The 14,528-nt window shown below is 42.6% G+C and carries 11 protein-coding genes and 1 pseudogene; all 12 read right to left on the bottom strand.

Annotated elements, in window-relative coordinates:
* Window positions 1-40: 40 nt before the first annotated feature.
* On the bottom strand, window positions 41-919 hold the full coding sequence (locus LJE11_RS12890; RefSeq protein WP_008706435.1) for a methylenetetrahydrofolate reductase: 879 nt from the start codon (window positions 917-919) through the stop codon (window positions 41-43).
* Between the two features lie 25 nt (window positions 920-944).
* The gene (locus LJE11_RS12885) at window positions 945-1,565 is read right to left on the bottom strand and encodes a methylenetetrahydrofolate reductase C-terminal domain-containing protein (RefSeq protein WP_008706433.1); all 621 of its coding nucleotides are present in this window, start codon (window positions 1,563-1,565) and stop codon (window positions 945-947) included.
* Window position 1,566: 1 nt separating this feature from the next.
* Complete coding sequence (gene rsxC, locus LJE11_RS12880; RefSeq protein WP_081016958.1) at window positions 1,567-3,531, bottom strand: electron transport complex subunit RsxC; 1,965 nt, start codon at window positions 3,529-3,531, stop codon at window positions 1,567-1,569.
* Window positions 3,532-3,981: 450 nt separating this feature from the next.
* Window positions 3,982-4,506 carry a hypothetical protein gene (locus LJE11_RS12875; protein WP_008706427.1) on the bottom strand — a complete coding sequence of 175 codons (525 nt, stop codon included), beginning with the start codon at window positions 4,504-4,506 and terminating at the stop codon, window positions 3,982-3,984.
* 58 nt (window positions 4,507-4,564) lie between these two features.
* Window positions 4,565-5,464 carry a hypothetical protein gene (locus LJE11_RS12870; RefSeq protein WP_008706425.1) on the bottom strand — a complete coding sequence of 300 codons (900 nt, stop codon included), beginning with the start codon at window positions 5,462-5,464 and terminating at the stop codon, window positions 4,565-4,567.
* 88 nt (window positions 5,465-5,552) lie between these two features.
* Window positions 5,553-6,179 (bottom strand): response regulator transcription factor, encoded by a 627-nt coding sequence (locus LJE11_RS12865; protein ID WP_008706424.1) that lies wholly within the window; start codon window positions 6,177-6,179, stop codon window positions 5,553-5,555.
* Entirely contained in the window at window positions 6,127-7,512 is a 1,386-nt protein-coding gene (locus LJE11_RS12860) for a sensor histidine kinase (protein WP_055059311.1), read from the bottom strand. The genes LJE11_RS12865 and LJE11_RS12860 overlap by 53 nt, the downstream gene beginning before the upstream one ends.
* Window positions 7,467-9,134, bottom strand: a complete 1,668-nt coding sequence (locus LJE11_RS12855) for a histidine kinase N-terminal 7TM domain-containing protein (protein ID WP_055059310.1) — start codon at window positions 9,132-9,134, stop codon at window positions 7,467-7,469. The genes LJE11_RS12860 and LJE11_RS12855 overlap by 46 nt, the downstream gene beginning before the upstream one ends.
* A 220-nt stretch (window positions 9,135-9,354) precedes the next feature.
* Window positions 9,355-10,515: a DUF4428 domain-containing protein gene (locus tag LJE11_RS12850; RefSeq protein WP_227296078.1), complete on the bottom strand. Its 1,161-nt coding sequence runs from the start codon at window positions 10,513-10,515 to the stop codon at window positions 9,355-9,357.
* Between the two features lie 67 nt (window positions 10,516-10,582).
* Complete coding sequence (locus tag LJE11_RS12845; RefSeq protein WP_020993631.1) at window positions 10,583-11,416, bottom strand: hypothetical protein; 834 nt, start codon at window positions 11,414-11,416, stop codon at window positions 10,583-10,585.
* 209 nt (window positions 11,417-11,625) lie between these two features.
* Window positions 11,626-14,208: a hybrid sensor histidine kinase/response regulator gene (locus LJE11_RS12840; protein WP_118408285.1), complete on the bottom strand. Its 2,583-nt coding sequence runs from the start codon at window positions 14,206-14,208 to the stop codon at window positions 11,626-11,628.
* Window positions 14,205-14,528 (bottom strand): annotated as a pseudogene (locus LJE11_RS12835) (transporter substrate-binding domain-containing protein); the annotation flags it as partial. The gene LJE11_RS12840 and the pseudogene LJE11_RS12835, both read right to left, overlap by 4 nt.

The following is a 14,528-nucleotide window of genomic DNA, read 5'->3' as shown; positions in this document are numbered from 1 at the left end:
TGTAATGATGTTACTATTTACAGCTCAGAGTTTTATTTTCTTAGATTTCAGCCAGTTTCAGCAGATCCGGGATCTTGGATTCCCATCCAAGTGCCATGATATGTACACCCTGACAGTATGGCTTGCACTCTTTGATAATACGTGCAGCGATCTCAACACCTGTGATACCTGCTTTTGTCTTTTCTTTGTCTGCTTTCAGTTCCTCGAGCATTTCGTCCGGAACATGAATGCCGGCAACGTTGTTGTTCATGAATTTAGCCATTCCAGCGGACTTCGGAATGATGATACCAACCTGTACAGGTTTTCCGAACTGTTTTGCTTTTTCCATGAATTTGATGAATTTCTCCGGCTCAAATACTGCCTGTGTCTGGAAGTATTCTGCACCTGCAGCTACTTTTCTTTCCATTTTTGCAAGCTGTGCGTCAACGGAATCGCTGCATGGAGATACAACAGCACCCTTGGAGAATTTTGGCGGCTCACCAACCAGTTCGTTTCCGCCAAGATCCACACCGGATTCCAGAAGCTTCACTGTGTGAAGAAGGGATACGGAGTCAAGGTCGAATACAGGTTTTGCCTGTGGGTGGTCACCCATCTTTGTATGGTCACCTGTAAGGCAGAGGATGTTGTCAATACCCAGCATTGCAGCGCTGAGAAGATCAGACTCCAGAGCGATACGGTTTCTATCACGGCATGCCAGCTGGAAGATCGGATTCATGCCTGCATCCTTGAGAACTTTACACATTGCAAGAGATCCAAGACGCATAACAGAAGACTGGTTATCAGTTACGTTAACTGCATGAACATCCTTGAGGTATGTTTTTGCTTCTTCTACCAGTTCATCTACGTGGATTCCTTTTGGCGGTCCTACTTCTGCAGAAACTACAAATTCACCACGGTCGAATAATTCTTTCATTTTCATTGTACATTGCTCCAATCATTATAATCTATTTTAATTCATCGTCTGTTGCAAAGTTATGAATCTGTGTCGGACATTTCAGCGCGTCAAGGCGTCCGATCTCTTTCAGACGTCTGTAGATGCGTTCCCATCCACATTCCATTTCGCTGTCCACTTCACATTTACCGTTCTTGGAACCGCCGCACTGGCCATTCACAAGGCTCTTTGAACATGCTGTGATCGGGCAGATTCCGCCTGTCAGGTTCAGGTAGCATTCACCGCACTGGTCACATTTGTACTCTAACGGTGTCACGCCCTGGAAACCTGGTACCGGGTATGTATCGCAGGCTGCACAGACCATCTTATCTTCCAGATATTCTGAAACGGTCTGTACACCAACACCGCAGGAGAATACCAGAACCAGATCTGCTTCCTGGATCTTGCTCATATGTTTCTTAAGACGTAATTCCATATTTTCCGGATTACAGATGTAATCAGTTGTCATGATTCCTGTCACATTTCCTTCAGCTGCAAGTTCCTTCTGAAGTCGGGCAGCTTCTTTTTCCGGAAAACGAACTTCCTTACATCCATGACAGTTGATAATGAAAACTTTCTTTCCGGCTGTCAGTGATGTAATCGCTTCTTTTGCTTTTAACTGGGTAATCAACATATTACTTCATCCCCCTTACTGCATTTTTTCCGGCTTTGATACTGTTAATGATCGGAATCTTGGAAGAACAGATATACTGACAGCATCTGCACTCAACACAATCCATAACGTTCATGTCTTTCATGCCCTGCCAGTTCTCATCTTTCGCATATTTCACGAAATACAGAGGTGAAAGTTCCATCGGACATACATCTACGCAGCGTCCGCACTTGATACACGGCTGTTCTTTTGTCTCATCCGGTTCAACGGCAATAATACCATTGGAGCCTTTCATCATCGGTACATCCAGTGTGTTCAGAGGGAATCCCATCATTGGTCCGCCCATCTTAACCAGAACATCGTCATCTGTAAATCCGCCGCAGTAATCGATCAGCTCTCTTACGCTTGTACCGATCTTGATAACGAAGTTTCCAGGATTCTTGATCTTCTCGCCTGTTACTGTTGCAACACGCTCAACCAGAGGCATTCCTGTCTGGATCGCATCGGAGATTGCTTTTACTGTACTGATATTATCTACAACAACGCCGACATCTGCCGGAAGACCGCCGCTTGGAACAATTCTTCCCATAACGCGCTTGATGAGAGTTTTCTCAGCACCCTGCGGGTATTTGGTTTTTGCAACAAATACTTCCATGTTTCCGATGTCAGCAACTTTTTTCTGCATTAATTCAATGGCATCCGGCTTATTATCCTCGATAACGATGATACCTTTTTCGGCACCTGTTGTCTTGAGGACTGCTTTCAGACCAAAAATAATGTCATCTGCATACTCAAGGAGTACTCTGTGGTCTGCTGTTAACAGAGGCTCACATTCACATCCATTGAGAAGGATGGTATCTACCGGTTTGGCAGGTTTAAGTTTGACACAGGTCGGGAAACCTGCACCGCCCATACCAACGATTCCGGCTTCACGGATGATATCAATAATCTCATCCGGAGTAAGATTGTCAAGCTCACCATGTGGCTGTACGGATTCGTGCAGAGTATTTTTTCCATCCGATTCAATGACAACAGCCATCACTTCGCTTCCGCGTGTGCCATGCATACGCGGTTCAACAGCAACTACGGTTCCGCTTACGCTGGAATGTACCGGAGCACTGATAAATCCGGCAGCTTCACCGATCTTCTGACCAACTTTTACAGTGTCACCAACCTGAACGATCGGATTGGCCGGTGCGCCCAGATGCTGTGACATGGAGATTACAACTGTCTTCGGATCCGGGAATTTCTTCAGAGCGATATGCTCACTGAATTCCTTGCGTTCTGACGGATGAACACCGCCGTAATATCCGTCCAGTCTGTCTTCTCTAATGGACTTCACATAGTCGTTGATCACTTTGAAATTAACTTTGGAGAAATCACGAACCTGTACAGGCTGGTTTAAGAATTCTTCCAGACGTCCCTGTTTTGCAAGTCTCTGGTAAATCTTCTCCCATGCACAGTCTTTATTCGGATCTACTTCGCATTTTCCATTCTTTGCTCCACCGCACTGTCCATTGACAAGACTCTTTGAACAGTCAACGATCGGACAGACACCTCCGGTAATGTTCAGATAACACTGCGCACATGCGTCACAGCTCTTCTTGGTAAGTGCCATGCCATGATGACCTCTGTAGTTAAGGGTGTTGCTTGCAGCAACTACCGGCTTACCTGCCAGATCCGCAACGGTCTGAATACCAAGGCCACAGGAAATTACTACTACATTCTCTGTACCTTCCGGAATCAGATCCTGTAATTTTCTTTCTGTGTGCATCTTGTTGCATAAGAAATCAAATTTTGCACTGCCTGTAACATTCTTTCCCTGATCTGCAGCGAATTTCAGAAATTCGTCACAATCCGGTTCGTCAACAGTTTCAAATTCTTTGAAACATTTGTTGCAGGCAATCACAAACAGGTTGTCCTTACCGTCAAGCACTGATGCAAGTTCATCACTGCTTTTCAGTTTGTACTTAGTATAGTTTTCCAATTGCTCACCTTCCTCACGATAAAATTTTATCCTTATGATATCTGTTCTTATCCGTTCCCTCCATCTCTGCACTCAAAAAAGGGCTAATAAAACCAGATAAATAAGTTCAATACATATACCTTATTAAATGTAACATAAAATGCACATTTTATCCAGTTTTATTAGCAAATTTTATAAATTTCTTCTATGATTTCATCCAAAATTTCTATGAAGTGCAGATATTTGTACTGTAAAAGATATGAAATTAGCAAATTGTATACAATATACCATATTCTATAGCAACCATGACGATTTAACGCCTTCACACAGTTACGCTCTCAAACTCAAATCTTTAGAAATCGCCTTCGGCGATGGAATAGTGTTACTGTTCACTCCATTCACGGTAACTTAGCCAAAATTCATTCTCGTTTTTATGAACACTCCTGATAATCCTCTCTCACAGTACTTGTATCATGAGTTAAGACGCTGTCCGCAATATTCACAATTGCTCAGACGTCCTTTTATTACCTGATTCTTTGCACCGCAGCTGGTACAGGTAACTGTAATATAAATCTTTTCATTTACACGTCTGTTTGGTGCAGTAATCATAATATAATTTCCTTCTCTGTCTATCTGGATATTCCGGATATATCCCCTGGCAATAAATTTTTCCAGTTTTTTTACTGCACCTTTTCCCAGCTCCTGCTCAAGTTTCTCAAATGAGACCGTATTCTGGGCATAAGATTCAAACCAGCAGGCAATTTCCCTGGCTTTTTTCTTCCGTAATGCTTTCTGAACTTCCCTGAAAGTCGGATATAAAAATAACAGACAGAGCAGAATCTCTGTTGCTGCCATTCCCCAGCGTCCTTCACCAATATACTTCTCCGATGCACCAATAGCTCCCAGGGATAAAAGCATGCAGAAGCCACAAAGAACCCACTTCAGTTTTCCCAACACCCCTGCTTTTTTATTTTTTTCTGTCAAAAAATCATTCATGTCTGTTTCCTCTTTCGCTGATTAATCAAAATTCTATGATATATTGGTGAAGCTTCTGTCAGCCTGCCCCCAGCAGAAGCCATGCGTCACCTGACGGATCATAATAATAAACCACATTGTCTCCTACTGCATAATAATGTTCTTTTGTAAAATGATCCTCATGATCCGTTCCCAGAACAAATACCGGACAATTTCTTCCTTCAATGTACTCATCAGTGCCTGTATACCACAGAGACATTCCAAGACCAAGGTAATAGCTGACTTCATCTGTCTCAGAAAGCTGTTCTCTGGCAATCTTTATATTCAATGCTGAATCATGCTCCGGATTACACTCTGGATCGTACTCTGACTCATACACGGGATTATATTCCGGATCATACTCATCCCAATTATAATATATGGAGAAATCATAGCAGTGGGTTTCTGCTGCAAGATGTCCATCCTTTAACGACACCATAGGATGGTATTGTATACTCATATTCTGCTTCTGTACAGAAACCATCACATTGGAATGAATCTCACTCACATTGCAGCGCAGGATAATGATTTCATTCTCCTTCCCTGTATAATATGGGGCGTTCAGATCATCCAGATATTCCCCTTCTTCCGTAGGCTGAGCCGGATAAACGCTGACCCTGCAATCATCCCCCGGGACAATGGCATAAATTTCATATCCCCCTGCATCAACCACTGTTCCATCCTGTAAAAAAGGATACGCAGCTGCCACTTCTCCCTGTCTGGTATATTCAAGTATCTCTGCTGCCTCTGCACCTTCATAGGTATATCCCAGAAATGCCATTCCGGCCTGACATTCATTTTCCCTGATAATGTCCTGCAGAATTGCCAGATTCTCATCTGCCCCAGGTGCTCTGGCAAATACTTCTCTCATACCTCCGCCATGGATACCAACAGAAAACAGTACCGCACAAACACATACAGCAATCGAATATTTTTTCATACTCTCATCTCCCTTCTTATCAAGCGGATATTTGCACTCCGCTTCGCTTTCTGCTCATAATAGAATAACTTCGTAGTTTATCAGCTTGCTATTTTAACGTAGTTACGATTAGCTTACTTTCCAGTGCAGCCGCTATCAGATCTTCTTTACAGCTGTATCCTGCCTTGGCGATCATTTCCTGAAAATTCCATCTCACCCCGGAGGTAGAGCATTTCATTTCTCTTGCAATCTCTGAATATGACATTCCACGGATATACAGGCGGAGCATCTCAAGCTGCCTGGGACTGATATCGCCGCTTGTGATCCAGTTAAGCTCCACCTTCGGCGTCATATCCGGAAATACATGCTCACCATTTAAGGTTCTGTGGATCACACTCCGTATTTCCTCTTCCCCGTGATCCTTATACCAGAGACTGTCTGCACATCCACTTTTTGCCCTTTCCAGCACCTTGGGATCGATCAGGGAAGTAACGATCAATACCTTTGTATAGGGATACTTCTCCCTGATCACTTTTCCGGCACTGAGTCCATCATGATTATGAAACGTCTGCACATCCATGATCATAAGATCAATTGCCGAATAATCACAGATTTTTACAGCTTCACGTGCATCTGAAACTGTCTGGACATGTCGGAATTCCGGCTCCTGCATAATAATATATTCAAAATACTTCTGCATGATCTTCTGATCTTCTACTATCAGTATCCGTACCATCGAATCCCATCCTTTCTGTCAGTGGCATTTTCAATATCAGACAAAACTCAGGGGAAAAAGAAACCTGCATCCTGCATTTTCCTGATTCAGCTGCCTTTCTCAGTGCAGATAAACCACCGCCTTCTTCCGCATTTTTGTCAGGCACCTCTCCATCATTGGTAATCTGAACAGTATATTCATCTGCATTTTTGTCTATCTTCACCCAAACAGTACTGCCATGGGCATGTCTGGCACAATTTGTCACACATTCGCGGATTGCCCTGTCTGTCAGCAGCCTGTAAGATGGATGCATGGGAAAGTTCCCACTGATCTGAACTGAAATTCCAAGCTCTTCTGCATGTCTGATCGTATCCTTATATACTTCTTCCATACTCTCAACAGCAGAATCGGTAAGAATATAAACCAGATGTTTCAATACAGACAACTGTTTATCCATTTTATCCGGGTCTTCTTTTCTTTCCAGTATTCTTCGTATTGACAGAAGGCTTCGTCCAAAATTGTCATGAACCTGCATTTTCATGACAAGCGTCTCCTGCTCTCTGATTTTATCTCCGATTTTTTCGTACATTTCCTCCAGCTTATGATTCAGGATTTCCAACTTTTCATTGTTTGCCCTGATTTTTTCACCATTGTAATAAATTTCTGATACATTAACTGCCACTGTCTGCAGATATCCTGCACAATCCGGCTCCTGCAGACTATATTCCTGAAACATCCAGACGGAACCATCAGGAAAATAAAACACATTACTGTCTTTGCTCAATCTGCAAAGACCTTCCGATTCAGGTTCCCCACTCATTGCTTTCCTTAATGCGTCATAATCCTGCAGATAAGAACCTGTCATGATTCTGCTCAGCTCCTGCATCTTGGTATTACACAAAACAATCCTTCCAAGAGGATCCGAAAAACAGACTCCACAGGGAACGTCATTCACAGCCTCGTTCACAGACCAGTAAGACAGAGAATGATAATATCTGCGTTTCTCGCTCCGGATTGCCCAGCAAAGATAAAGCAATAATCCTATAACCACCGTCATTAAAACACTGACCGGATAACCCTGAAGCATTGGCTGATAGGAACTTTCTCCCAGGCAATATCTGTGATCATTCATCAAAACGCCCATAAATACAAAAGAAACAGCAAAGACAGCCACTGCCGTTACGATTTTCTTTTTCCCGGAAAAACAGGTGATTCTTACCAGCAGGAGAATTAATTCCAGAATCATACAGATTTCAAGAAGAATCATCAGAAAATCCTGCATTGCCATACTGCATTCCACAAAACTGATCATCTTCCGCCTCTCTTTCTGAAGACGATACATCTGATAAACCATTCGTTTTCATCTTCCTGCTGCACTTTTAATTCCGGCCTTTCCGACATGAATCCACGCAGATCCACCTCTGATACAATATGAACTGAAATCCGCAGAGCATCATCAATCTGCGACACACGGTAAAAAACAGACTGCATGATATCAACCAATCGTTCCACAAGCCATTCAAAGGTGTCATAGCATTTTAGTATATCCTCTGCATTCAGCTGCACATCCGCATTTTCCACGTAGTAAGCTGCCCGGATCCTGCATAATTTTAAACTGTCACAGGATTCCGCCAGGCTTTGTCTGAGATCTTCCATTGTAAGCAGATTTCCATCTGATGCATATTGTGTCAGCACCAGATTCTTTCTCCGCTTCAAATACGTACCAACAACTACAATTTTACCGAGAATCCGATCATATTGTTCCCTCGATTCTGTCCGCTCCAGCTCATTCATAAACTGTGACAGCAATTCCAGCTGACCGACGGTCTGATTCTGTATCATATTTAACAGACGGTTCTGTTCTTCTGTCTTTCTACGCTCAGCCTCTTTCTGATAAGCTTTCTGTAACAGACGGTTTCTGGCCGTCAGTTCCTCCTGCTGTTCCCGAATATCCTGATACTGATCCAACAGTACCGAAATATCCTCTGACCAAAACAAATGTCCTCCCCTTATAGGAATATGGTTGATCCGGATTCCCTGTTCCTGTACGGATGATCTGTCTATTATGATTCTACGCAGTTCAGGCGACAGCTCTGGAAAATCACCGGAATGATAATAGCGCTGAAAAGAACAATCTGTAATCTCTGCATCCAGTCCTCCGGAAGTCTGGAATAATTCAAAATATCGATTATTGGTCTGTATCAATCCACATAATATACAACCCTGAAAAATTGCCGCCATTAAAAGACAGCACACTGCCGTCATATCCCCTGCAATGATTTTGATGAAAGGCAGGCGGAGTATATTTCCGATATTCCACCCCAGAAGCAATATTCCCGGAATCACTGGCAGCCAGAACTGTTTCTTTCCCGGAATTCTGCTTTTTCTGATCAGAATGATTTCCATCCCTGTCAGACAGATCAAGATCCATCCCTGAATCACCATAAAAACAATACCATAGCTGTAATCTTTATCCGAAAATGGGGGCTGTTTGGAAAAACGAAATACCAGCTGATGCAAATCATTTGTAAAAACACTTACGATCAATATCGCTGCAACGGTCAGCAAAATTATAATCTTTCTGATCGTTTTCTCTTCCTCCTTTTCGCCCAAAAACATTGCTGCTGCCAAACCCAGAACCGGAATCAGAATCATGGGAATATAATATAGATACCAGCAGATATGTTCTCCAAGAGGATCATGAAAAATATGAAATTTTACTGTCCGCACAAAGAACCAGAATACCATCAGACAGCCAATTGCAGTCAGGCATCTGCGCGTTTTTTTATGTACTACATGTCTTCTCAGATAAATCACCCAGGCACAGTACATTCCCAGATAAATACAGCTACGACACTGATCTGCCAGATTTCTCATAAAAACATTTTCCGTTCTCACCTGCCTGCAGAAATAAGCCAGCAACACACTTATCAGAATCACTCCATATGACAGAGTCCTCTTTTTACTGTATGTCATGAAAGTTCCTCTCTTACCGGAGCGGGTTTGAAAAATGCTTTACGCAAGATGTGCGTCACAATTTGCAGGAATGATTTTTCAAATACGCTCTAATCCATTTTTGTAATAATTATACTATAAAGCACCATTTTATCATATAGTTTTTAGAGAAATCATCTATTTTCAGAGCTTTTTATCACAAACAGAGTGAACAATTATGTCCACTCTGTTTAATCATTACTTAAAACGGTCTTGGCTGACCACAGTATTCACAAAACTTTCCGGTATTCTCTGCACCACACTGGCATTTCCACGAACTGTTATTCTGTTGCATTCCTCCGGTCATGTTCGTTTCTGACATTCCCGTCTGCTGCATTCCTCCGTTCATGTTCATTCCGGTCATTCCGGGCTGCATTCCTCCGTTCATGTTCATTCCGGACATTCCGGGCTGCATTCCTCCGTTCATGTTCATTCCCGGCATCCCAGACTGCATCCCTCCGTTCATATTCATTCCGGGCATCCCGGGCTGCATTCCCACATTCATGTTCATCCCGGGCATCCCAGACTGCATCCCTCCGTTCATGTTCATCCCGGTCATTCCAGGCTGCATTCCTGACATCCCGGGCTGCATTCCTGACATCCCGGGCTGCATTCCCGCATTCATATTCATCCCGGGCATCCCAGACTGCATCCCTCCGTTCATGTTCATTCCTGGCATCCCAGGCTGCATTCCTCCATTCATGTTCATTCCCGACATTCCGGACTGCATTCCTCCATTCATGTTCATTCCCGACATTCCGGATTGCATTCCGGCTGCGTTTGGTGTCAGTGCTGCAATAATCTGATATGCGGTCTGCTCCACTTCCATCAGTTCTCTTCTTTTGTCACTGCTTATGGAAAAAGTATTCAGGCGAAAATCCATATCATCAAACCACTGAGTTCTCACTTTAATACGCATGGTATAATCAAATTCATATTTATATACCGGTGGCTGATAACTTACATTTTCTCCATCCTTTGTATATGTTTCCTCATGCTGCTGTTGGTCTACATCAACCCTGCACTGTACAATGGCTGATAAAGGAACTATGTCCGGGTTTTCATTAACATCCAGTTTCCGCGCAACAGTAAAATTCCCCTTATTATCATCAATAAAAACATTGTAATTTCTGGTATTGATCTGACGGGTTATACAAAAGTCCATTACCGCTTTTTTGTTTTTTTCACGATATTCCAGCTGGCGTTTGATATCCTCTACCGTACTATGCCGCCGCTCCTCAAACCATGGTGATAATTTTTTCGCACAATCCTTACACAGATTTCCGTCATCCAGTTTTCGATTTCCCAATAACCCAATTTTCTCTCCGCAGATGTCACAGATTTTCTTATCAAATAATCCCATACCCTATCCTCCTTTTTTATCTGAAATCCCATACTGCCGCACCGGAATGGTGCGGCAGTATTTTACCTTATTCTGTAACAATTATTTTTTCAAAATATGTCTTTACGGAAAAATCAACTTCACCTGTTTCAGAATCATCTGCTTCTTCGCCGTCATCAGATTCCTCTGCATCATCTTCTGCTATCAAACACAGTTTTCCATCATCCAGTAAATTGAACTTCATATTATCAAGACTGAAAAACATAGTTCCTGCCTCATCCTCTGTTACAGCCTTTAATACCAGTGCGTTTCCTTCCACGTCGCCCTGAAGTTCTACTTTTGTCTCTTCTCCGCTCTCTATTAAGATAATTTCAGCCTTTCCGTCTTCCACAGACATACTCATTTCAAATCCTGTAAAGTCAGCATTAACCGGCATCTGCATTCCAAATGCTTCCATCAGAGTACAGCTCCATTCTCCTTCAAAATCCTTCATGGTTGGATTTTCTACCGGTTTGCCCGGTACATAAGGCTCATACTCTTCCTTTTCCTGACTCAGGATCATTGTCGTTCCATCTGCTGTTAAGGTTATCTTACCGTCCTTGTACTCGCATTCCCCTGTCTGATCATTATGAGTCATCAAAATTTTATCATTTTCTATTTTCCACTCTGATTCATCTACTTCAGGCTCTTCCCCATAAACAGAACTTGTTGTTTCCATTTTACCGTCTTCTTTAATGTCCACGGTCACTTCCATTCCCATTGCCCCCGGATGAAAGGATGCACCTTCGCCCATAGAAAGCTCATTTACATACCAGGTTCCAATAACATCCTTTTCTTCAAGGGCATAAACACTTACGCTCATAAAGCCTGCCATTAAGACTCCTACTGTTCCTGCCATCCACAACCTCATTTTTTTACTCATACAAACATCTCCTTTCTTTTTTAATGTACTCCTCGGACTCTTTTTTACTTAATTTTGTGAGAAGATTTTTTGTTTATCTACATTATACGTGAACGCTCAGATATTTACACTAGCACTTCTGACAGTATGCATGTAATTTTTTGGATAAATTAAAACCTGCTGAAAAGTTTTTAACTTTTCTCAGCAGGTTCATTAAAATACTTTCTGTTTTAGCGCATTCTCTCCAGATTTTCCAGAATTATATCTGCGCTGATTGGTTTGGCAATATGAGCGTTCATACCCGCTTTGATTGCCTTTTTACGGTCTTCTTCAAAAGCATTGGCAGTCATCGCAATGATTGGTATATTTGCGCATTTCGGATCATTCAATGTACGGATTTCCCGGGTTGCGGTGTATCCATCCATCTTCGGCATCTGAATATCCATGAAGATCAGATCATATTTTCTGCCTTCTGCAGATGACATGATATTCACAGCATCTGTACCATCCTCAACGCAATCCACATCCAGACCAATTTCCTCCATGATCGCTGTTGCGATCTCCCGGTTCAGCTCATTATCCTCTACAAGAAGAACTTTCTTCCCTTCATAACGCCTCTGGATTTCTGCCCGGATTTTCTGCTTCTCATTCTTAAGGGGCTCTCTTTGCTCCGAATCAGGTTCCTCCTTCACAGTCGTCCCTGATATTTCACATTCAAGCATAACCGTAAACTCCGTTCCCCTTCCTACTTCGCTTTCAACCTGAATCGTACCGCCCAGCATATCCACAATGTTTTTGGTGATTGCCATTCCGAGACCGGTTCCTCCTATTCCATTCTCCGTAACGGTATGTTCTCTTGTAAATGAGTCAAACACCTGCTCCCTGAACTCCGGCGACATCCCAATTCCATTATCCTTCACACTGAATACCACTGTTGTACATCCGTCTCTTCTGCATGGTTTCTCAGAAACACGAATGTTAACCGTACCCCCGACCGGTGTAAATTTCACAGCATTACTGCTGATATTCAGAAGCACCTGCGTCAGGCGCAACTTGTCGGTAATGATATCTTCATGGAGTACATCCTGTGTATCAATATACAGCTCCTGCTGTTTAGAATGTACAGATTCCTGTATAATTGTATTTAAGTCATGCAAGATATCCGGCAGGTGTACAACTGTATATTCAATCCGTACGGAACCGTTCTCGATTCTGCTCATATCCAGCACATCATTGATTAGGCTGAGCAGATGCTGACCGGATATATGGATTTTTTTCAGATAATCCAGAACAAGCTCCTTATTGTCAATATGTGTTGTCGCAAGCGCAGTAAATCCAATGACCGCATTCATCGGCGTGCGGATATCATGAGACATATTATTCAGAAACACAGTCTTCGCCCTGTTCGCATGTTCTGCAGCCGCAAGTGCATTTCTCAGATTCCTATCCTGCGCAATCTCACGTTCTTTTTCTTCTGTCGCATCACGGATTGCAACCAGAACTGTACACAATTTCCCATCTTTATCATATCCCTGTGGCACAATGATCATTGTCATCCATCTTTCATCCACTGTCCGAGCTGTAAAACTCAGCGTTTCACGTTCTTCCAGACGTTTTGCCACCGTACTTATATCGACAAATTCCCAGTATGCCTTCTGAAATGGCTCTGCAATCACCTGCCTTATAAGTTCTTCCTGATGCGCTTTGAAAAGCATATCCCCTTTCTGATCTGGCTTCATATTTCCTGAAGATTTCAGGATTTCGATTTCCTCTGTTTTTAGATTCACAAGAGAAATAGAGGCATATGCATGCCCCAGTGCATTGATCACCCGAAGTCTTTTCTGGTCCTGAAGGATACTTCTCTTTTCTGTTCTGCTCCTGTTCACCCGATAAAGTAAGAAAAGGAGCAGTGCAAGCAGCACATAAATCACACATATAATATTTCGTGTGATGTACACCTGACTTTCCGGGAAAAAGATATATGCATCGTAGTCTTTGATCTTCTCCCGACGTCCGAACCAGTTTCCTGTCTCTGAACGAAGATGGACAATTCCATTCTCATCTACCTCAAATTTATTTTTATACTGACTTTTTGCTTCTTCTATAGAGCGGGCAGTCAGCTCCTGTCTGTTTGTACTGACAACCTTATCATCATCACAGATCACAACACTTCCATTCATCTCAAAAGGAAAGTCAGAAAATAACGATGCCATCGTCAGATCTCCGTTAAGCTCATTTACTTCCTCCTTCTGCGCATATGTGATCAGGATACCTGCTGCATCCTGTCTTGCCACTGCCGCAAAATCATAGATCTTTCCTTTATTTCTCAGACGAGTGGTATAAGTCTTTTCCGGATGCTCTGCAATATCACGTACATAATCACTTTTGATCAGCTTCTGCCACAGCGACATAGTATCTCCATCTTTTGCACTCTGTTCTGTCACCTTCAGATTCTGATCCAGTACAAGGATTCCTGTCAGGCGCTGTTCCCTGGCATATTCGTCTAGCATTTCTGTACTGAGATTTCCTTCCTGTTCTATGACTCTGCTTAATTCTGTTGTTTTGTCCAAAAGACGTACCAGGCTTTTCACCTGATCATTGGTGTTATAAATCTCATAACTTTCAATTCGGTTTTTTACAAAATCAAAGGTCTCATCCAGAGTACTGTTCAGCTTGCTATTATCTCTCGCTGTCAGCAGAAGAAAAGTCAGTATTCCGGAAAAAATCAGAATAAACACAAGCAAACACGCATTTCTGTCGACCCTCTTTTTCTTCTGTTTCTGCGGTATCTGCCTTCTTATCTGTCTGCTCATTTACTTTCTCCTCCCGGCAGAGTTTCGTCCGCATCCAATCCGTATTTTGTAACTATTTTTTCTGTAATCCCTTCGCTTTGCATCTCTGTAAGCGTTTCTGTAAGCTTTTCTGCCAATTCTTCGTGAGTTCCTTTTTTGAAAGCAATTCCAAGTTCTGATTTATAAGGACTTTCCTCCAGCATACGGTAAACGCCCTTGCCATCCTGTATCAGACTGCCAAGCATTGCCTCATGTCCCGCAATCGCATCTGCATAATTTTTTCTAAGACTTAAATGAAAAACTAAATTCCAGCTGTGGATTATCTCAGTAACTATGCGGGA

It is taken from the genome of Blautia sp. DFI.1.216, assembly GCF_020594215.1.
Classification (GTDB): Bacteria; Bacillota; Clostridia; order Lachnospirales; family Lachnospiraceae; genus Blautia_A; species Blautia_A wexlerae.
The sequence above is the reverse complement of the archived record's forward strand: the minus strand, read 5'-3'. Positions and strand labels throughout refer to the sequence as shown.